This window comes from Acinetobacter sp. AOR14_HL, assembly GCF_027855175.1.
Classification (GTDB): domain Bacteria; phylum Pseudomonadota; class Gammaproteobacteria; order Pseudomonadales; family Moraxellaceae; genus Acinetobacter; species Acinetobacter calcoaceticus.
The window spans coordinates 361,563-381,670 of the sequence record NZ_JAKTII010000003.1; the positions used below are offsets into that span (position 1 = coordinate 361,563).

Here is a 20,108-nt window from a genome sequence, read left to right on the forward strand (position 1 = left end):
TTATAATATTTATATAAATATAATATTCTGCGAATTATTTTTGAGTATATTCATCTGTAGAACTTGGCAATTAAATCTTGTTAATTTTTACTGCACCCGATATCTATATTTATCACTGAAAGTTAATTTACTCAAATTGCTTTTATATAAGTTTATTACATATTTAAATTTTTATTACTTTAAACAAAGAATTTTCAAAGTCATCATTGAAATTGGGGAAATATCAATGAATCAGTGTACATATAGAATTGGCTGTATGTCAAAGGATAGGCTATTGCCTAAAAATTTAGAGGCAATGATAAAAGTTATTCATGACTTATCTTTGTCATCTCATCTTGTGGGGAATTGGATATATAGTGAAGACAATCCTGATATACATATTATTGATTTAGATAGTGGTTATACTAATATTCTTATTCCAAAAAAAATTAAGATCGTATTAAGTAATAATCCTGAGCTTTTAAAGGGCTATCAGTATGGTTTGAAGAGACCAATAAGATATCAGGAACTTCTCAATATTTTACAAGATATTGAGAAGAATGAATATTTTAAAACAAGTCATCAAGAACGTATAATAAATAACGAGAATATAGTGTCTAAAGATCATTTAGAGACAAAAATTCTTTATAAGCTTGTCTGTTATCCAAACTTTAAAAACATTCATGCCGAGCAGATTGTTAATGTCACTAGAGTTTGTGCCTTATTATCTATTGAGTCAAAAACAGCCCAAGAAATTAAGAGATTTTTGAATTTATCTATTGATGAAATACAAAAAATTATAGAAATAATAAAAAAAGAAGCGTATCCAAATTATGAAACAATACATGAGAATATTGTTTCAATTTTACCATTTTCAACTGAAGCTATCTCCACAGTACCGCAAAGAATAGAACAAAATTCACTATTTTATTTTTTAATTAAATTTTGGAAGAGGTTGAAAGGTGAGCTCTAATGAAATGGAATTTTTTCTATATTAGATTATCTGAATCTATTATTTTCATTATCTAAAAACAGGATGTTGATGTATTGAAAGTCGCTAAATTTATTAAGTTTATATAAGTTATTTTTAACGGATGGTTTAAATTTAAATAAAAGAGGTTTTCGTACGTACTGTTTCTAAATTACATTTTAGCTTTGCCACGGATGGAAAAGCTAATTGTTTATTTGGAGTCATTTTAATTGGAAAAGGAGCTATAAAAGAAGCTAAGAGAGATAATAATTAGTCAAAAGTCATTTTGAATAGAAGTCTGACTTTTTAAGTTAAATCTACAATTTGTTCTTCGTTTACAGCAATCTTATATTGATTACGCCCATTGGTTTTTGCTTTATACAAAGCATGGTCAGCACGAGCTACAAAAGCAGAAATTGAATCGTTTAGACGTGGAATGGTGGTTGCCACTCCAACGCTAATAGTGACTTGTGGTGAAACATCACTACAGGGGTGTTTAATTGCAATTTTATCAATAGCATTCATTAAACGTTCAACTTGGATCAAGGCTTGCTGAGCATTTGTCATTGGGAATAAGAGTAAAAATTCTTCGCCGCCATAACGAGCAACTAAATCACCACTGCGTGCAGCAATAGAAGAAATAGCAATTGCGATTTCTTTTAAGCATTCATCTCCCTTTAGATGTCCTAAAGTGTCGTTGTATGCTTTAAAATAGTCGATATCGACCATCATGATGGTTAGGGGCATTTCATGTCGTAAAGCACGGCGCCATTCATTATCAAGTGTTTCATCTAGATAGCGTCGATTGGCTAAACCGGTGAGTGCGTCTTGTTGTGAAAGTAAAGATAATTGCTGTGCTTGCTGCATCAGTTCAATACGATTCAGCTCAATCATGCAGTTTTGTAAATAGTTTTCTCTATGTTGACGGTCAGTTGCATAGGCAAGGGTCATTCCTAAAAAACTACTGAAGGTGTAAGTCCGGTTCAAGAAGGTCCAGTCGATCACCCCATTTAAGTAATTACTTGCCAAAATTCCAACAAGGCCGCCCATCCATCCAGCAAATATGGCGGTATAAAAGCGCATACCTACCGCACCATAGATAATCACAATCGCATACATCATTGCTGCATGAAAAAGAACATTATCTTGGCCATTCTCAATGACGTTGATTAAAATAAAAGTGATCGCAACAGCTAAAGCTGAACCGACTCCTACATAATAATCAAAATACTGATTTAATTTTTTAATAAATGATAAAATCCACGCGATAAGAATGATTATACCTACCCAAGAATAATAGCTAAACCAGGGTAAAACTTGCTCAGTTGGTAAAACTTGATATATACCAAAGCTTAAAAATATATATAATATTAAAATAATAGGCGCTCTATAGCGGAACTCATAGGCAGCACCATTTTGGTATTGAAAACGATAAATCGTTTCAAGCTGCTTTGGAAACCATACGAAATTTAATCCTCGTGTGGTTAATAAATCTATTTGTTCCTGTCCCAATATATTGGAACCCTGCAACTTCATAATTAATGCTCACTATATTGGAAGTTGTCATAAAATGAGACTTATTTTAGTAAAGTTCCATCTAAAAATATTGATTATATAATGTGTGATTTATTCAAAATAATAATACAGTTTTTTTAAAAAAGTAATGATTTTTATCTAAGTTAAATGTGATAAAAATCACGACATTTCAATGATTAGCGTAACAATTATCTAAAGATTCACAATCCATCGAAAAAAGTTACAAATGGTCGATTAACGATTGTATCTTTATCATTTTCGGATAGACTTATACCGTGAAATACAGATGATTGCTGTCATATAAATAGGAAAATTAGCAATGACTGCTCTAAATCAATATGGAATGCATTTAGAAATTACACCGCATAATGGATGGTCACAGCAGTTCTGGGATGACCTGCTACCAGCGAAAGAACGGGTGAGTAAACATCCGTTTTTTTCGGAAATGGCCAATGGGGGATTGAGCCTAGATAGTTTCCGTTATGCTTTACTTAATTTCTATCCATTAGTCGCGCATTTCCCGTCATATATGGCAGGGGCGTTAGGCAAAGCAACGGGGTTTTCTGAACCTGGGGTTACAGAAGCACGAAATTGGTTAATCCAGAATATTAAGGTAGAAGAGCGACACTTAAAATGGTATCGCGACTGGGCTGGAGGTTTTGGCTTAACTGTTGATGAGCTTGATCATGTACGACCGCCAGCTGCGATGAATGCGGTGAACCATTTCTTATGGAATATGAGTCATCGTGGTAATTTAGCAGAGTGCCTTGCTGCAACAAATCTGGCAATTGAGTGGGCAACTGGGGATTGGTCGATTCAGGTCTATAAGGGTATTCATACCTATACTGATCATCCTGAAGTAACGATTGATAAACGTTCTTTAGCTTGGTTGCGTGCGCATGCTCACTATGATGATCTTCATCCTTATGAAGCCATGGAGCTGATTAAGCGGTTATGTAATGATCGTCCCGACTGGCAGCAAAAAGCTTTTCATGCTGCGGAAGAAGGGCTGCGATATTATGAATTAGCCTTAGACGATTGCTATAAGGTACAGCTTCAAGCCTCTGCTTGATGTCACCTTGAAAAGGGAGAATATCGTATGGATATTCTCCCTTTTATTTTATTCGAGTAGTTTTAAAAGCTTAGTTCGATAAGGCGTTTCTTCGGGTAATAATTCAAGCAAACGCTCAACAGCATCTACACGGTCAGGAACACGGCTTACCACTCGTAATAATTGATCAACATCTTCAATCTGATAGATTACGTGACTTAAACGGGCATCGAAACAATCTCTCCAAGCACATAAAAATGGGCTTTCCGATTTAGCTAAAAAACTACCTCTATAGAGCGTTAGTGTTGTCGATGTAAAGCCTAAATTTAATGCTTGTTCTGCCATTAAAAAATCACATTGAATTTCACAGTTAAGTCTGTAAGGGCGAGACTCGATCACATCGGGAATTAAGTTTCTGAGTTGAGATAGTTCTGCTTTTAAAGTGGTCGTACTTACAGGCCGATCACCATATAACGCATAGTGTAATTCTTCAAGATTAATACCTTCAGGGCACAGTGTCAGAATGCACAGAATCTCAATTTGACGTTGAGTTAAAGTAAGGCTGCGTTGGTTATATTGAACTTTTGGAGTTCCAAAGGCCTTAATATATAAAATATTTTTTTGGTGAAGCTGAATTGCTTGTTTAACAATGTCCGCACATCTCTCAACGGCTAAAAGACCTAACGAGTTATGCTTTTGATATTTAGTCGATAAATTCATAATCCCATAAAACTGGCCTGTGTTTGCATCGGTAATCGGCGCTGCATAGCAGACCCAATCTCTTACACTATTCATTTGGTTTTCGTGTGAGTAAACGCAGTTAGCTGAATGAGTATTTAATGCTAAACCAATTGCATTTTGTCCTACTGCCTGAGTAGACCATTGACCGCCTTCAACAAAATGAACTTGCTCTGCCGAAGAACGCATAGGATGACTGCTCCATGTCCAAAGTAGAGTGCCATGTGGGTCGGTCACACCAATTGCCATATCGGCATCTTCGGCAATGTGCATTAAGTTTCGGTGACACTCGTGAATCGAACGTCCGAATAATGAATGTTCCCATTCTTCGGTTAGGTCAAATATAGGTGCTGCTTCAAGGTCAAGTGATGGCTTTTTTCCTAAATATTGAGAATGAGATGACTTTTCTGACCGAAACAAAGACGGCGTAGTATCTATAAAAGGCGATGATAATTGTTCTGACATATCCATATCGAAATTCCTTTATCATTGAAATGGCGTATCCGTAGCCGTTCAACCGTTATAACTTTTTTATTGTGACTATTTCCTCGTTATCTCCTTACCTTAAATACTTTTATAAGTCTTGACCATTAGCCTATTGGATAAGTTTTGTTAATTACATGATCTTTAAGATAAGACATCTTTTCGACTAAAAGGTTTTGGTACGTCTTCTCCAAAATATTGTCGATCAGCAAAATAACTGGAACGGACCATAGGGGCACTCCAGATATTTTTAAAACCTAACCGTTTGCCATGTCGCGTATATCTTTCAAATTCTTGTAAACTTACAAAACGATGAATGGGTGCATGTGATTTTGAAGGCTGTAAGTACTGTCCAATGGTAATAAGGTCTACCTGATAATCTTTTAAATCGTTCAGTAGGGCAAGTACTTCTGCTTCAATTTCTCCTAATCCAACCATTAAACCAGATTTGGTTTTGATATCGGGACAATATGCTTTAAAGCGTTTTAGTAGTTCCAATGAGTGTTGATAGTCTGAGCCTGGGCGCATTGCTTTATATAAACGCGGAACAGTTTCAATATTGTGATTAAAGACATCGGGAGGAGATAAGCTCAAAGTTGAAAGAGCTGTCTCTAAACGACCGCGAAAATCGGGTACCAAAATTTCAATTAAAGTTTCTGGGCAGCGTTTTCTGATCTCTTCAATGCACTTTACAAAATGAGCAGCGCCACCATCATGTAGATCATCACGGTCTACAGAGGTAATCACTACATATTTTAAGTTTAAGTTTGCTACTGTTTCGGCCAAATGTTTAGGTTCATCTTCGTCTAGGGGTTTTGGACGACCATGAGCGACATCACAAAAAGGGCAACGTCTGGTGCAGATATCACCCATAATCATAAACGTTGCTGTACCGCCACCAAAGCATTCCGGTAAATTTGGACATACCGCTTCTTCGCAAACGCTATGTAATTTTTGCTGACGTAAAAGGTTTTTTATACGTTTAATTTCTTCAAAATCTGTAATTTTTGCTCTAATCCACTCAGGTTTAGTTGGCAGCTCTTCTGTTGGTAAAACCTTAATTGGAATACGGGCGACTTTATCAGCTCCCCGTAATTTAATACCAGTTTCCACTTGTCTTTTAAAATCCATATTAATAATTCCATTTTATTTAAAACTTACTTAAACTCCTGCCTATTTAATTTAAAGACTAATTTAAATTTCCTTAATAAGTCACAATTAATTATAAACACAGGGTGTGGCAAGTATTATAAAACAACAAAGGTTGGTTAAAGGTTTGTTTTGCAAGCTAATGAAAATTATAAAATTTTTTTAAATTTATTTTGGGTCATTAAGTTTTTGAAATTAATAATTTAATTGAAAATATTTTAAATAAAAACTTTTTAGTCTAATAGATCAATTATTGAATTTAAGTTTAAGTATTTATAGCGAATTAGTATTTTCGCTTGAAACTTGGTTGATTTTTAAAATCAAGATAATAAAGGAAAAGGATATGCAATTAACGGAAGAGCAATTACTCGCAGCATATAAAAGCATGCGTGATATTCGTGAATTTGAAGATCGACTTCACGAAGAAAATACCAATGGTGATATTCCCGGCTTTATTCACTTATATAGTGGTGAAGAGGCTGTAGCAGTCGGTATTTGTGAGAATTTAACAGATAAAGACTACATCACTTCAACCCATCGTGGCCATGGACACTGTATTGCAAAAGGCTGTGACATTCACGGCATGATGCTGGAAATTTTCGGTAAAGATGATGGCCTGTGCCGAGGAAAAGGCGGCTCTATGCATATTGCCGATTTAGACAAAGGCATGCTTGGCGCCAACGGGATTGTGGGTGGTGGACCTCCTTTGGCAATTGGTGCTGCGCTAACAGCTAAAACCTTAAAGACAGGCGGTGTGGGGCTTTCTTTTACAGGTGATGGCGGTTCAAATCAGGGGCTTACCTTTGAAGCGATGAACATGGCTGTCGTACTTAAACTTCCTGTGATTTTTGTCTTTGAGAATAACGGGTTTGGTGAGGGTACAGGTCATGACTACGCGGTAGGTAGTAAAGACATTGCTGGGCGTGCGGCAGGTTTTGGTTTGCCAGCAGTTAAGGTCGATGGTACCGATTTCTTTGCTGTATATGAGGCGGCTCAAACTGCCATTGAACGTGCACGCCGTGGTGAGGGGCCAAGTGTTATTGAAACGATTACTAACCGTTTTTATGGACATTTTGAAGGTGATCCAGGGCTCATTCGCTCAAAAGAAGAAGTCGACTTTGTTAAAGAAAATAAAGACCCTTTGAAAATTTTCCGAGAAAAAGTTAAAGGCAAAATTGATGAAGCTAAATTAGACGAGATTGATGCAGTGTCTAAGGCAAACGTTGATGATGCAGTTGCTAAAGCTCGTGCTGCGGCATATCCAAAACCAGAACAACTCCTTACCGACGTCTATGTCTCTTACTAAAGGAATAGTAAAGATGCCAAATAAAAGTTTTCGTAATGCAATTAAAGAAGCCATTGAATCAGAAATGCGTCGTGACCCAACTGTGTTTGTTGTTGGGGAAGATGTGCGCGGTGGACATGGCGGTAAAAATACCGAAGATAACCAGCTTGAAGGTTTCGGTGGTGTGCTGGGTGTAACTAAAGGTTTGTGGACAGAGTTTGGTTCGGAACGTGTTATTGATACACCAATTACTGAATCTGCAATTATTGGTATGGCGGCTGGCGCTGCTGCAACTGGTTTACGTCCTGTTGCCGATCTAATGTTTATGGATTTCTATGGTGTGTGTCATGACATGCTCTATAACCAAGCCGCTAAATTCCGTTACATGTTCGGTGGAAAAGCAAAAGCACCAATGGTCGTGCGAGGAATGATTGGTGCTGGTTTTTCTGCAGCAGCTCAGCACTCTCAGTCACCTTATAACGTATTTGCCGCAGTTCCAGGCTTAAAAGTTGTGGTTCCATCAACTCCATATGATGTGAAAGGACTTTTAATTCAAGCAATTCGAGATGACGATCCTGTCGTGTTCTGTGAGCACAAAATGCTCTATGACATTAAAGGTGACGTTCCTGATGAAGCCTATACCATTCCTTTTGGAGTAGCGAATTACACCCGAGAAGGTACGGACGTGACCATTATTGCTTTAGGTTTGATGGTCCATCGCGCTAATGAAGTAGCAGATAAGCTAGCAAAAGATGGTATTTCGGTTGAAGTTGTAGACCCTCGAACAATTTCGCCTCTTGATGAAGAAGGAATTTTAGAGTCTGTGGCATCGACAGGGCGTGTTGTGATTGTGGATGAGTCAGCGGCACGCTGTGGTTTTGGTCATGATGTTGCTGCATTGGTTGCACAGAAAGGTTTCCATTATTTGAAAGCACCTGTTGAACTCGTAACGCCACCACATACGCCTGTTCCATTCTCACCAGTTTTAGAAAAAGAATGGATTCCAAGTGTAGAGCGTATTGAGCAAGCTGTGCGAAAAACATTGGAGGCTTAGGATGAGCGAAATTAAAACGCTGGAGATCCCAAAATGGGGATTATCCATGGAAGAAGGCACGATTGCCCAATGGTTAATTAAAGAGGGTGATAGCTTTAATAAAGGCGATGAAATTTGTGAAATTGAAACCACAAAAATCGTCAATGTATTAGAAGCACCTTTTGCGGGAACACTGCGTAAAATCTTAGCAAAAGACGGTGATACTTTACCTGTAGGTGGTCTTATTGCTGTATGTGCTGAAAGCCAAGTTTCTGATGCAGAAATTGAGAAATTTATTGCAGCATTAGGTGGTTCAGCAACTAAAGCATCTGAAACATCTTCAGAACAAAGTAAAGCGGAAACATCTGCACCTGCTGTTGTTGAAAAAAATGCTCAATCTCAGTCTATTGCTGCAAGGACTTCAGCTCCAGTAAAAGCAGCTAAAGGTGACTACGCCGTACCAGAGTCATTACAAGGCTATCAAACATCTGATGAGCTTTTTGCAACTCCGCATGCCTTGAAACTTGCTGAAAAGCATAATGTTAATTTGGCAAGAGTGACGGGTTCTGGTCGTGAAGGACGTATTAGTGTTCAAGACATTCAAAAAGCTGTGCAAGCTGCTGGAGGCCAGTGGCCTGATGTTAAGCAGCAATATCAAGCTAAAGTAGTTAAATCTACTGCCGATGATAGCCGTGTTTTGGCAACACCTGTTGCACGCCGTTTGGCAAAACAATGGGGTATTAATCTCAATGATTGCCGTGTTTCAGGTACCAGAGGCCGAGTTTGCAAAGAAGATGTTGAAGCGGTTTACAACCGTAATAACCCAACGGTGGGAAGTGAACAGTCTACACAGTGTGCTGTTGCTCAACCACAATCGACAATCATCACAGTCGCGATGAATGGTATGCGTAAAGCGATTGCCTCACGCTTGCAAGCGGCAAAACGTAATGCGCCACATTTCCGTCTTGTAGTCGATCTAAACGTAGAAGCACTTCAAAATTTACGTAAGCAGATTAATGAGACTGTTCCACATGTGAAACTTTCTATTAATGACATGCTAATTAAGGCAGCGGCAGCGGCGCTGATTAAAGTACCTGAAGTGAATGTTCAATTTGATGAGGCGACTCAATCAATTTTACAGTTTTCTCAAGCGGATATTTCGGTGGCTGTAGCGATTCCAAACGGTTTAATTACACCCATTGTAAAAGCAGCAAATCAGAAGTCTTTAGCACAGATTTCCGATGACATGCGTGATTTGGCAACGCGTGCCAAGACTGGCAAGTTACAACCTGATGAGTTTCAGGGCGGCAGCTTTAGCATTTCAAATTTAGGAATGTTAGGCATTAAACAGTTCGATGCCATTATTAATCCACCGCAAGGTGCAATTATGGCATTAGGTGCTTCTGAATCTCGTGCTGTTGTTGAAAATGGCAATGTAGTGGTTCGTGAGATTGTCACAGCAACATTGTCATGTGATCACCGAGTCATTGACGGTGCTGTAGGTGCAAAGTTCTTGGCCAGCTTTAAGCAGTTTGTTGAAAACCCAGCTTTAATTTTGGTGTAGGAGAACCCGCATGTCAGAAACTCAATTCGATTTGATTGTGATTGGTGCGGGACCGGGTGGATATGTGGCTGCAATTCGTGCAGCCCAGCTCGGGCTAAAAACCGCAATTGTAGAAGAGCAGCATTTGGGCGGAATATGTCTGAATTGGGGGTGTATTCCAACCAAAGCTCTATTGGCTGGCGCAGAGTTGGCAACTCAATTTAAAAATGCAGCACAGTTTGGTTTTCAGGTATCTCAACTCGATTTTGATATTCAAAAGCTTGTGCAACATAGCCGTCAAGTTTCGGCACAGTTGGTACAAGGCATTGATTACTTGCTTAAAAAGAATCTGGTGACGGTTTTTAATGGTCGTGCTCAACTTACAGCGAAAGAAAAAATTGAAGTGACCGATGCTCAAGGTAAAAGTCAGGCTTTAAGTGCATCACATATTATTTTGGCAACCGGTGCTAAAGCCCGACATATTCCTCAACTTCCTGTCGATGGAACTTATGTCTGGAGTTATAAAGAGGCGCTTATTCCAGAAGAACTGCCAAAAAGCTTACTCGTCGTTGGTTCGGGTGCGATTGGTAGTGAGTTTGCCAGCCTCTATCAAGACTTAGGGTGTCAGGTCACACTTATTGATTTAGCTAAGCAGATTCTACCGACCGAAGATGCAGAAGTTGCTCAATACGTCAGAAAACAATTTGAACAAAAAGGAATGAAGGTTCTAACGGATGCTGTTGTTCAAAGTATTCAAATTGAAAATGGGCAAGTTCACTGTGTAATTGAAACGGCAAATGATGTTCAAACAGTCGTTTTTGACCGTGTGCTTTCGGCAATTGGTGTACAGCCTAATACTGCGGGACTAGGACTGGAACGTTTAGGTGTAGAACTGAACCCGCAAGGTTTTGTGGCAATTGACGATTATTGTAAAACCAACGTAGTAGGGCTTTATGCCATTGGTGATGTTGCTGGAGCACCGTGTCTTGCCCATAAAGCAAGCCATGAAGCCGTGATATGTGTCGAAAAAATTGCTGGTGTGGCAAACGTGCATTCACTCGACCGTAGCCAAATTCCGGGTTGTATTTTTACTCATCCACAAGTGGCTAGCATTGGTCTGACTGAAAGCGCAGCAAAAGCTCAGAACTTACCCGTACGAATCGGCAAGTTTTCTTTAACTGCGAATGGCAAAGCTTTAGCAACTGGAGATGCGTCAGGTTTCGTTAAAACTGTCATACATGCAGAAACGGGTGAATTACTTGGTGCACACATGGTGGGCCATGAAGTGACCGAGCAAATTCAAGGTTTCGCAATTGCTAAATATCTAGAAGCGACTGATGAAAGTCTAGCTCAGGTGATTTTCCCACATCCAACTTTATCAGAAGCCATGCATGAATCCATTTTGGCTTCAATGCAACGAGCGATTCATATGTAGAAATTCTACATTTACAGGAGTTGAAAATGGTTAAGGGATTAAAAAATAAAGTCGCGTTAGTGACAGGGGCAGCTCAAGGCATTGGCCGTGGGATTGCCCTGCGCTTGGCGCAAGAGGGTGTACACATTGCATTGGTCGATATGAAACAAGATCGACTCAATGCTGTGCAGCAAGAGATTCAAGCTCTAGGCGTAAATGCCAGTACGTTTATTGCCGATGTCAGTGACCGCGAACAAGTGTATGCCGCTATAAATCATGCTGAGCAGACACTTGGTGGCTTTGACATCATGATTAATAATGCTGGAATTGCTCAGGTTCAGGCTATTGCAGATACGACACCCGATGAATTCCACAAAATCGTTGATATCAATATTGGCGGTGTACTGTGGGGCATACAGGCTGCTGCTGCAAAATTTAAGCAACGCCAACATAAAAGAAAAATCATTAATGCTTGTTCAATTGCAGGCCATGATGGGTTTGCTTTGCTAGGTGTTTATTCTGCTACCAAGTTTGCAGTGCGTGCGCTTACCCAAGCTGCGGCAAAAGAATATGCCAGTCATGGCATTACGGTAAACGGATATTGTCCCGGAATTGTCGGAACCGACATGTGGATTGAAATTGATAAACGGTTTGCTGAAATTACCGGTGCGGCTATAGGTGAGACCTATAAAAAATATGTAGAAGGCATTGCTTTAGGTAGAGCCCAAACACCAGAGGATGTCGCTGCATTAGTTGCTTTTCTAGCAAGCGAAGATTCAGATTACATTACGGGTCAATCGATTTTAACGGACGGCGGAATTGTCTATCGTTAAAACAACATCCTGATTTGAGGGAGATAATAATGAAAGCAGCGCGTTTTTATGACAGAGGCGATATCCGTATTGAGGATATCCCAGAACCAGAAGTCACTCCCGGCACTGTAGGCATTAAGGTTGCTTGGTGTGGAATTTGTGGTACAGATTTGCATGAATTTATGGAAGGACCGATTTTTATTCCACCGTGTGGACATCCTCATCCTATTTCAGGCGAATCTGCTCCAATCACCATGGGACATGAGTTTTCTGGTGTAGTCTATGCCGTAGGTGAAGGTGTTGATGATATTGAAGTCGGTCAACATGTGGTCGTAGAGCCTTATATTGTGGCGGATGATGTGCCGACTGGACAGGGAGATAATTATCATCTTTCCAAAAATATGAATTTTATTGGTTTAGGTGGTCGTGGCGGCGGTCTATCGGAAAAAATTGCGGTTAAACGCCGTTGGGTACACCCAATCTCTAATAAAATTCCACTTGATCAAGCTGCATTAATTGAACCGTTATCGGTTGGTCATCATGCTTATGTCCGCAGTGGCGCGAAGGCTGGTGATATTGCTCTGGTTGGTGGTGCGGGCCCAATTGGTTTATTGCTTTCGGCAATTTTAAAAGCGAAAGGGCTTAAAGTCATTATTACCGAGTTGAGTGCAAAGCGTAAAGAAAAAGCCAAAGAGTCAGGAGTCGCAGATTATATTTTAGATCCATCAGAAGTTGATGTGGTTTCTGAGGTTATGAAAATCACCAATGGTGATGGCGTCGATGTTGCATTTGAATGTAGTAGCGTTAACAAAGTTCTAGATACTTTGGTTGCGGCAGTGAAACCAACAGGCGTGATAGTGATAGTTTCGATTTGGAGCCATCCAGCATCAATTAATGTGCATAGTGTAGTGATGAAAGAGCTGGATGTACGAGGTACAATTGCCTACGTCAATGACCATCAGGAAACCATTAAGCTGGTTGAAGAAGGTAAAATAAATCTGGAACCTTTTATTACCCAGCGTATTCAACTTGATGATTTGATTTCACAAGGTTTTGAAACCTTAATTCATAACAATGAGTCCGCCGTTAAGATTATCGTACAGCCATAAGTAGACATCTAAACCAATAAAAAAGAGCGATAATTCGCTCTTTTTTATTAAAGTAAATTGTTATTTTGGGCTTCAATAATAGGGGGTAATGGCTGCCCTAAAGAACTTAACGACTCTCGTTCAATCAAACGAACAATTGAATCAAGCGGTAAATCATTTTCTTGTAAACCAAAAGGTTCTTCAATTTGGGCACTTAAGGCATCTAACCCTAAAAACATGTAGGCAATTAAGCCCACAATAAGTGGTGTCCAAATACCTAAAGCTGCTTCAAGACTAAAAGGCAATATGAAACAGAAACAGTAAACAGCGCGATGTAAAAGTACTGAATATGAATAGGGCAAAGGTGTACCAGCAATTCGGTCACAACCGGCTTGAATATTACCTAGCTCAACAATATGACGTGTCAATGTGCTGTAGATAATGTCACTAATTTCGTCATCTTTTAACGCTTTGACCAAATCTTTTTGAATATTTTCGAGGACAAACTGAGGTGCATTAATATGCTCATTTAAATAATCGAGTGAAGAGTTATTTAAATAAGCATGTTCAAGAAATTTCGTTGGCTCTGCTGTTTGTTGGCGCAAACGGTCGCGCAATAAATTACTAAAAATTAAGACCTGATGAATTAAATGCTCGCGTTGTTCATTGGATAGAACATGACTATCTCTAACAATATGCCTTGCATTTGCAATTAAAGCGCCCCATAACTTGCGTCCCTCCCACCAACGGTCATAACATGCGTTATTTCTAAAACCGGTACAAATTGAAAGAATCACACCAAAGATGGTAAATCCAATTGCGGGAACGGTAGGAATTTGAATCCAATGATAATAAGAAAGCCAGACTACACATGCTGAAATAAGAACAACAAAACTCAATGCTGGTAAAACTTTGGGTAGAACAGTTCCTTTCCATGCAAATAAGAGTTTAAAAACGCTGTTTTTATCGCGAACAATCATAGAAAGCCTTTGGACTAACGGACCTAACCAAGTGCAGTATGATACGCCTTAGATCAGATAAATACCTACCTAAAGCTTATGTTTTTGTCTATATCGCCAAAGCGTAGTGCGGCTAATTCCAAAAATATTAGCGACCATATTCAGGTTGTGGTTATATTTTTCCAAAGCTGCTTGCACATTTTCAGGATTAAGCTCTGTATTTGTCTCTGGTAATTTAACGTAATCCTCAGCATTTAAGAGTTCATTCGGTAAGTCTTCGACTTCAATTTCATCTTTACCATTTGCCATTGTTAAAGCATAAAGCAATGTGTTTTTAAGCTCGCGAACATTCCCCGGCCAATCATAGTTAAGCAAAACTTGCATGGCTTTTTGATTGACTTGATGAGGCATTGTGTCCAGTTGCATGGAGCTTTCTTTTAAAATCTGATCGACAATGAGTGGAATATCGACTTTACGTTCTCTAAGAGGCGGTATAAAAATTGGAATCACGCGTAAACGGTAGAGTAGATCGTGACGGAAACGCCCAGCCTTAGCTTCCTCACGTAAAGCTTTGTGCGTTGCTGTAATAATGCGCACATTGGCCTGAATAGGTTTTTCACCACCGACCGGTGTAAATTCACCTGTCTCTAGTATCCGTAATAATTTAGCTTGTAGCTCTAAAGGAATCTCGGCAATTTCATCAAGAAAAAGGGTTCCGCCCGCGGCACGTTCAAACACGCCTTTATGATCGCGAATTGCTCCAGTAAAAGCGCCTTTAACATGCCCAAATAGTTCGCTTTCTAGAATATTGGCATTTAGAGCAGCACAGTTAATGGCAACAAAGATCTTATTTTTACGTTGGCTATAATCATGAATAGCCTTTGCCACCAGTTCTTTACCACTACCAGATTCGCCTCGGACGAGTACTGGAAACTCAGTAATTGCCACCCTTTGAATAATTGAAAACATACGGGCCATTTCTGGTGAACAACTATTGAAAACTTTAGCCAAGTCTTGCAATTGTTCTGTTAGCTCTACTTGATCAGCAATATCATTCTCTATGCTAACGGGTTGTAGAATATGCAATTTTCCGATAATGCGATGCTCTGCGATGTAAATATCATTTTCCTGATAGATGAATCGCTTTCTCATTTTAGGAGTATTAATTTCGAGATATTGATTGTGATGGTCTTGAGTAAGCGCTGCCATACTCTCAACAGAAATGTCATCTGTATTAAATTTATAGTGAATTGCTTGAGTCGTCGTGTCTGCTAAAAACAGACTCGCATTTGGGAATAAAGCTTTTAATTGTTCAAATAAAATAAAAAAATCTTGTTCTGACTCAAAATTTAACTTTGCCATTGTCTGTGTTTCACAATCGTTTCATTGAAACATACTTGAGTTTCAAAGGAACATCAAGCTGAATTTATTTTATAACTTTAATTTTGCTTATTATTTTAAATATTTGATTTTTATATTTATTATTTAATTTTAAATAATTGGCATCTTATTTGCAAAATATAGGAAAGAAATAAATTATTGGGGATATAAACCATGTTCTTTAAACAGTTTTTTGAGCAAGAAAGTTCGACTTATACATATATGCTTGCATGTGAAGAAACATTTGAGGCTGTTTTAATTGACCCAGTCGCATCAGATATAGAGATTTATACAAAAGAATTAGAGCAGCATCAATTTACACTCATCTATACCTTAGACACACATGTTCATGCAGACCATATTACGGCTGCGAATTTGCTGCGTGAACGCTTTCATTGCAAATCAGTTTTACACCGAAATTCAGGTGTAAATTGCGGAGATATTTTAATCACAGATGGTTGCACGCTTAAATTGGGCAACCTTAGTATTGAAGCGCGCTATACACCAGGTCATACCAATGCTTGTACGAGTTATCTGGTTGGAAACATGGTTTTCACTGGGGATGCATTATTAATTGACGGTTGTGGTCGAACTGACTTCCAAGCGGGTAATGCTGGAACACTCTATGACAGTATTCATGAACAACTTTTCAGTTTGCCTGACGATACAATTGTTTATCCGGGACATGATTATAAAGGACGTTTATCTTCGACTATTGCTAATGAACGTTTATATAACTCACGTTTAGGCCAAAAACGGTCACGGGAAGATTTTATTAAATTAATGAATGATTTAAATCTGCCATATCCAAAACAGATCGATAAAGCATTACCAGCTAATCAAGCCTGTGGCTCAACTTCGCAATCTTAGGGTGGCAATATGGAACTCAAACGAATTAATCAAGATTTTTATGTTGCTGGTCAAATCACTGCTGATGAAGTCGCAAAAATTGCGGATCAGGGGATAAAAACTCTGATATGTAACCGTCCAGATGGAGAAGGTGCAGACCAACCCAATGTGATTGAAATTGAAGAAGCAGCTCAGCGACATGGTCTAAATGTAATTTATCAGCCTGTTACGAGTGGCAAAATTACCGATCAACAAGTTACCGAGTTTAAGCAGTTTTACCACAATACTCAGAAACCTGTTTTAGCGTATTGCCGCTCTGGCATGCGTGCCATCAGTCTATGGGCTTTAGCGGAAGTTGACCCAAAAGATGCAGCCCTTTTAGTCGAAACAGGTAACAAACTTGGTTTTAACTTGAAAGGCTTAGTGCCACGTATTTTAAAACGTGATCATGAACCAGCAACGATTCCTTGCTATAGCGTTGTGATTGTGGGTGCTGGTGCAGCTGGAATTTCTGTAGCGTCTAGTCTCTTATGCCGTGAACCGAACTTAGATATTGTCATTATTGATCCAGCAGATACGCATTATTATCAACCCGGCTGGACCATGGTAGGGGCTGGTATTTTTAAGCCGCAAGTGACAGCACGCTCAATGGCAAGTGTGATTCCATCCAAAGTTAAATGGATGAAAGCTGCTGTTGCAGGATTCGACCCTGAGCACAATCAGGTTATTTTGGAAGGATGCCAACCGATTCAATATAAAGCGTTGGTCGTATGCCCCGGTTTAAAACTGAATTGGCATGGGATTGAAGGTTTAGTCGAAACCCTTGGTAAAAATGGGGTGACCTCTAACTATCGCTATGACTTGGCACCTTATACATGGGAACTGGTACAACAGCTAAACGGTGGAAAGGCAATCTTTACTCAACCGCCTATGCCGATTAAATGTGCGGGTGCTCCTCAAAAAGCAATGTATCTTTCAGCCGACTACTGGTTAAAGCAAGGCAAAATTAAAGATATTTCTATCCATTTTTATAACACAGGCGGTGTTTTATTTGGTGTGAAAGAATATGTACCTGCACTGATGCAATATGTCGAAAAATATGCTTCTGAACTGCACTTTAACCATCAACTTGTCAAAGTAGATGGACCTGCAAAAAAAGCATGGTTTAAGGTAGTGAACGATGAAAATGCAGAACTAGTCGAAACCGATTTTGACATGTTGCATGTTGTTCCACCGCAACAAGCGCCTGATTTTATTCGTGCCAGTACTCTCACAGATGAAGCTGGATGGGTGAGCGTTAACCCGCAAACTTTACAACATACCGAGCATGCCAATATTTTTGCTTTAGGCGACGTGATGAATGCACCTAATGCAAAAACTGCTGCTGCGGCACGGGCACAAGCTCCAATTGTCGCTGTGAATGTTCTTGCGAAACTAAAAGGTGAGCAGAACTTTTGTGAGTATAACGGTTATGGTTCATGTCCACTGACTGTAGAGCGTGGAAAAATCGTTCTGGCTGAGTTTGGTTACGGCGGCAAATTACTTCCAAGTTTTCCAAAATGGGTGATTGATGGGCAGCAACCATCTCGCTTGGCATGGTTACTCAAAGAGCAAATTTTGCCACCGATTTATTGGCAAGGCATGCTCAAAGGCCGCGAATGGATGGTCAAACCTGAGCGAGGTTAAGCAAAGCAACGCTTTGTACGAGCGCAAGGCGAAAGCTGTGCTTGAGCGGAAGAGGTTAAACAAAGCAACGCTTTGTACGAGCGCAAGACGAGAACTATGTTCGAGTTAAGAGGTTAAGTAAAGCAACGCTTTACCCTGAGAAGCGATTAAAGCTTCGAAAGAAGGTGAGAACTAGGTTCGAGTAAATACTGTAGTTCATTGCAAATGAAAAACATGAAATTTTAGGCTTCTGATATGTTATTACTTGTCGTTGAAGGCATCGTGATTGGCTTTTTACTTGGTCTTACTGGTGCCGGTGGCGGTATTCTTGCTGTACCTGCGCTTATGACCAGTCAAGGCTGGAGTGTAGCTCAAGCAGCCCCTATTGGTTTATTGGCAGTTGCGCTGTCTACACTGATTGGAACGATTGAAGGGCTATTTAAAAAGATGGTTCGTTATCGTGCTGCAATCTGGATTGCCATTATTGGCGCACCTATGGCACATATCGGAATTTTAATAGCCAACACGATTTCACCTATTTGGCTCATGCTCATGTTTAGCTTAGTTATGTTTACAGTGGGCTATCGACTCATCAGCAACCGAGTTTCGGATTTCCACAACCCACCGTGTCAGGTCAACCCAAGTACGGGGCGCTTTATCTGGAATTTTAAAACGGGAAGCGTTCTTGCGAGCATCGGGATTATTGCTGGACTTTTAACGGGAATGTTAGGGGTTGGTGGTGGTTTTGTGATCGTACCTGCACTTAGAAAAGTCACTAATCTCGACATGCATAGTATTGTTGCCACCTCTCTTATGATTATTTTTCTCATTAGTGGAATAAGTATTGTGATGCATATTGCAGAGGGTTTTCACTATCCAGTAGGCATTACCAGTGCGTTTGCACTCGCATGTGCATTCGGTATGTTGTTAGGCCGCCGAGCCATTCGTTTTATTCCGGCTGCAATTGTACAAAAAGTCTTTGCTTTAATGGTTTTTGCTGTCGCAATTTATATGGTAGTTAAGATTGTTAATCTCACAAATATCTAAGTGATATAGTATTTTGACTTACCTTTATAAATACAAAATTTCCAAATGAAGCCTTAACATTAACTTTGGAAATTTTTGGATTTAAACCATTTAAATTTTTGAGAAAACGATATGAAGCGAGTCAACGTGGCAATTTGTGGTTTTGGACGGATTGGGCAACAAATTGCAGAGCTTCTTTTAAATCGATCGACATACTATAAACAAAAATATCAAATTGATTCCCGTTTAGTGGGGGTATGTAATTCATCATCAGGCTTAATTGACCAAGACGGTTTGCAAGCTGCCAAATGGCTAGATAAAACTCAATATCAAGCAGGCCTCACTGAACAAAAGTTTTTAGAACAGGTACAAGCGGATGTCATTATTGAGACTGGGCCAAGTGATTATGTGACAGGTGGAAAAGGCCTGTTTTATTTAAATTATGCTCTAACACATAACATGAATGCGATAGCAGTATCTAAAGGTGCTTTAGTTGTAGAGGGTAAAAAATTAATTAATTTGGCACATCAACACCATCAAAAATTATTTTTTAGCGGCGCGACGGCTGCGGCTTTACCGACAGTTGATTTGTTTGAATATAACTTGGCAGGCTGTCAGATTTTAGAAATAGAGGGTGTCTTTACTGGAACCACAAATTTTATCTTAAATGATATGTTGCAAAATGAATGTGCATTTGCAGAATCTCTTCAAAAAGCCCAAGCAAAAGGTATTGCCGAACCTAATAGTTCTTTTGATGTAGATGGATGGGATACTGCTGCTAAAATTACAATATTGGCAAATACGGTTTTGGGAGCTGATATAAAAATTCAAGATATTCCAAGACAAGGAATCAGCCATGTTACTGCCGATCATATTCGCGATTGGAAAAAAGAAGATCTAATTCCTCGTCTGGTGGGTTTTATTCATATTGAAAATCAGCAAATTCAAACAGGGGTTGAATTACGTTTAGTCCCAGCAAATCATCCTTTTGCCCATGTTCAAGGTTCTAATAAATGCATTCGCGTGTTAACTCAAGAAATGGGTGAATTTGTGGTTAGTGGAGGAGCATCTGCGCCTTTAGCCACAGCAGCCGCAGCTTTAAAAGATTTCGAGCTGATGCTAAAAACGGGCTGCTAAAATTAATCATG

Annotated in this window: 17 protein-coding genes; 12 read left to right on the forward strand and 5 right to left on the reverse strand. The window is 39.3% G+C overall.

Annotated elements, in window-relative coordinates; all coding sequences use genetic code 11:
* Nucleotides 1-226: 226 nt before the first annotated feature.
* On the forward strand, nt 227-952 hold the full coding sequence (locus MKL38_RS02730; protein WP_004642725.1) for a hypothetical protein: 726 nt from the start codon (nt 227-229) through the stop codon (nt 950-952).
* 303 nt (nt 953-1,255) lie between these two features.
* Here the strand turns inward: MKL38_RS02730 and MKL38_RS02735 are convergent, their stop codons facing one another.
* Nucleotides 1,256-2,485 (reverse strand): GGDEF domain-containing protein, encoded by a 1,230-nt coding sequence (locus MKL38_RS02735; protein ID WP_005040918.1) that lies wholly within the window; start codon nt 2,483-2,485, stop codon nt 1,256-1,258.
* A gap of 319 nt (nt 2,486-2,804) precedes the next feature.
* Here MKL38_RS02735 and MKL38_RS02740 point away from each other — a divergent pair, with 319 nt between their 5' ends.
* The gene (locus MKL38_RS02740) at nt 2,805-3,557 is read left to right on the forward strand and encodes a TenA family transcriptional regulator (RefSeq protein WP_270902405.1); all 753 of its coding nucleotides are present in this window, start codon (nt 2,805-2,807) and stop codon (nt 3,555-3,557) included.
* Between the two features lie 48 nt (nt 3,558-3,605).
* Here the strand turns inward: MKL38_RS02740 and MKL38_RS02745 are convergent, their stop codons facing one another.
* The gene (locus MKL38_RS02745) at nt 3,606-4,745 is read right to left on the reverse strand and encodes a transcriptional regulator (RefSeq protein WP_270902406.1); all 1,140 of its coding nucleotides are present in this window, start codon (nt 4,743-4,745) and stop codon (nt 3,606-3,608) included.
* Nucleotides 4,746-4,901: 156 nt separating this feature from the next.
* Complete coding sequence (gene lipA, locus MKL38_RS02750) at nt 4,902-5,888, reverse strand: lipoyl synthase (RefSeq protein ID WP_270902407.1); 987 nt, start codon at nt 5,886-5,888, stop codon at nt 4,902-4,904.
* A gap of 361 nt (nt 5,889-6,249) precedes the next feature.
* On the opposite strand from lipA, the gene MKL38_RS02755 reads away from it, so the two are divergent.
* The 6 genes from MKL38_RS02755 to MKL38_RS02780 are packed head-to-tail and all read left to right on the forward strand — an operon-like array spanning nt 6,250 to nt 13,102.
* Complete coding sequence (locus tag MKL38_RS02755) at nt 6,250-7,212, forward strand: thiamine pyrophosphate-dependent dehydrogenase E1 component subunit alpha (RefSeq protein ID WP_004642729.1); 963 nt, start codon at nt 6,250-6,252, stop codon at nt 7,210-7,212.
* A gap of 13 nt (nt 7,213-7,225) precedes the next feature.
* A complete protein-coding gene (locus MKL38_RS02760) occupies nt 7,226-8,245 on the forward strand; it encodes an alpha-ketoacid dehydrogenase subunit beta (protein WP_270902408.1) in 1,020 nt (339 codons plus the stop codon).
* A gap of 1 nt (nt 8,246) precedes the next feature.
* Nucleotides 8,247-9,788, forward strand: a complete 1,542-nt coding sequence (locus MKL38_RS02765) for a 2-oxo acid dehydrogenase subunit E2 (RefSeq protein ID WP_270902409.1) — start codon at nt 8,247-8,249, stop codon at nt 9,786-9,788.
* 10 nt (nt 9,789-9,798) lie between these two features.
* Entirely contained in the window at nt 9,799-11,202 is a 1,404-nt protein-coding gene (gene lpdA, locus MKL38_RS02770; RefSeq protein ID WP_270902410.1) for a dihydrolipoyl dehydrogenase, read from the forward strand.
* A 26-nt stretch (nt 11,203-11,228) separates the two neighbouring features.
* Nucleotides 11,229-12,014 (forward strand): acetoin reductase, encoded by a 786-nt coding sequence (locus MKL38_RS02775; RefSeq protein ID WP_270902411.1) that lies wholly within the window; start codon nt 11,229-11,231, stop codon nt 12,012-12,014.
* Nucleotides 12,015-12,043: 29 nt separating this feature from the next.
* Nucleotides 12,044-13,102, forward strand: a complete 1,059-nt coding sequence (locus tag MKL38_RS02780) for a 2,3-butanediol dehydrogenase (RefSeq protein WP_270902412.1) — start codon at nt 12,044-12,046, stop codon at nt 13,100-13,102.
* 47 nt (nt 13,103-13,149) lie between these two features.
* Here the strand turns inward: MKL38_RS02780 and MKL38_RS02785 are convergent, their stop codons facing one another.
* Nucleotides 13,150-14,061 (reverse strand): bestrophin family protein, encoded by a 912-nt coding sequence (locus tag MKL38_RS02785; RefSeq protein WP_270902413.1) that lies wholly within the window; start codon nt 14,059-14,061, stop codon nt 13,150-13,152.
* Nucleotides 14,062-14,130: 69 nt separating this feature from the next.
* A complete protein-coding gene (locus tag MKL38_RS02790; protein WP_270902414.1) occupies nt 14,131-15,402 on the reverse strand; it encodes a sigma-54 interaction domain-containing protein in 1,272 nt (423 codons plus the stop codon).
* A gap of 192 nt (nt 15,403-15,594) precedes the next feature.
* On the opposite strand from MKL38_RS02790, the gene MKL38_RS02795 reads away from it, so the two are divergent.
* The 4 genes from MKL38_RS02795 to MKL38_RS02815 all read left to right on the forward strand — a co-directional run bounded on the left by MKL38_RS02795 (nt 15,595) and on the right by MKL38_RS02815 (nt 20,097).
* The gene (locus tag MKL38_RS02795; protein WP_151302572.1) at nt 15,595-16,290 is read left to right on the forward strand and encodes an MBL fold metallo-hydrolase; all 696 of its coding nucleotides are present in this window, start codon (nt 15,595-15,597) and stop codon (nt 16,288-16,290) included.
* 9 nt (nt 16,291-16,299) lie between these two features.
* Complete coding sequence (locus MKL38_RS02805) at nt 16,300-17,955, forward strand: TIGR01244 family sulfur transferase (RefSeq protein WP_333724260.1); 1,656 nt, start codon at nt 16,300-16,302, stop codon at nt 17,953-17,955.
* 234 nt (nt 17,956-18,189) lie between these two features.
* On the forward strand, nt 18,190-18,981 hold the full coding sequence (locus MKL38_RS02810; RefSeq protein WP_270902415.1) for a sulfite exporter TauE/SafE family protein: 792 nt from the start codon (nt 18,190-18,192) through the stop codon (nt 18,979-18,981).
* A 111-nt stretch (nt 18,982-19,092) separates the two neighbouring features.
* Nucleotides 19,093-20,097, forward strand: coding sequence for a homoserine dehydrogenase (locus MKL38_RS02815; RefSeq protein WP_270902416.1), 1,005 nt, complete (start codon nt 19,093-19,095; stop codon nt 20,095-20,097).
* The last annotated feature ends 11 nt before the right edge of the window (nt 20,098-20,108 follow it).

What these genes read in the sequence shown, in the direction of transcription:
- MKL38_RS02815 (WP_270902416.1), top strand. Translation starts at nt 19,093, where the DNA reads ATGAAGCGAGTCAACGTGGCAATTTGTGGTTTTGGACGGATTGGGCAA.
- MKL38_RS02745 (WP_270902406.1), bottom strand. Translation starts at nt 4,745, where the DNA reads ATGGATATGTCAGAACAATTATCATCGCCTTTTATAGATACTACGCCG.
- MKL38_RS02765 (WP_270902409.1), top strand. Translation starts at nt 8,247, where the DNA reads ATGAGCGAAATTAAAACGCTGGAGATCCCAAAATGGGGATTATCCATG.
- MKL38_RS02780 (WP_270902412.1), top strand. Translation starts at nt 12,044, where the DNA reads ATGAAAGCAGCGCGTTTTTATGACAGAGGCGATATCCGTATTGAGGAT.
- MKL38_RS02730 (WP_004642725.1), top strand. Translation starts at nt 227, where the DNA reads ATGAATCAGTGTACATATAGAATTGGCTGTATGTCAAAGGATAGGCTA.
- lipA (WP_270902407.1), bottom strand. Translation starts at nt 5,888, where the DNA reads ATGGATTTTAAAAGACAAGTGGAAACTGGTATTAAATTACGGGGAGCT.
- MKL38_RS02755 (WP_004642729.1), top strand. Translation starts at nt 6,250, where the DNA reads ATGCAATTAACGGAAGAGCAATTACTCGCAGCATATAAAAGCATGCGT.
- MKL38_RS02740 (WP_270902405.1), top strand. Translation starts at nt 2,805, where the DNA reads ATGACTGCTCTAAATCAATATGGAATGCATTTAGAAATTACACCGCAT.
- MKL38_RS02795 (WP_151302572.1), top strand. Translation starts at nt 15,595, where the DNA reads ATGTTCTTTAAACAGTTTTTTGAGCAAGAAAGTTCGACTTATACATAT.
- MKL38_RS02775 (WP_270902411.1), top strand. Translation starts at nt 11,229, where the DNA reads ATGGTTAAGGGATTAAAAAATAAAGTCGCGTTAGTGACAGGGGCAGCT.
- MKL38_RS02810 (WP_270902415.1), top strand. Translation starts at nt 18,190, where the DNA reads ATGTTATTACTTGTCGTTGAAGGCATCGTGATTGGCTTTTTACTTGGT.
- MKL38_RS02805 (WP_333724260.1), top strand. Translation starts at nt 16,300, where the DNA reads ATGGAACTCAAACGAATTAATCAAGATTTTTATGTTGCTGGTCAAATC.
- MKL38_RS02735 (WP_005040918.1), bottom strand. Translation starts at nt 2,485, where the DNA reads ATGAAGTTGCAGGGTTCCAATATATTGGGACAGGAACAAATAGATTTA.
- lpdA (WP_270902410.1), top strand. Translation starts at nt 9,799, where the DNA reads ATGTCAGAAACTCAATTCGATTTGATTGTGATTGGTGCGGGACCGGGT.
- MKL38_RS02790 (WP_270902414.1), bottom strand. Translation starts at nt 15,402, where the DNA reads ATGGCAAAGTTAAATTTTGAGTCAGAACAAGATTTTTTTATTTTATTT.
- MKL38_RS02760 (WP_270902408.1), top strand. Translation starts at nt 7,226, where the DNA reads ATGCCAAATAAAAGTTTTCGTAATGCAATTAAAGAAGCCATTGAATCA.
- MKL38_RS02785 (WP_270902413.1), bottom strand. Translation starts at nt 14,061, where the DNA reads ATGATTGTTCGCGATAAAAACAGCGTTTTTAAACTCTTATTTGCATGG.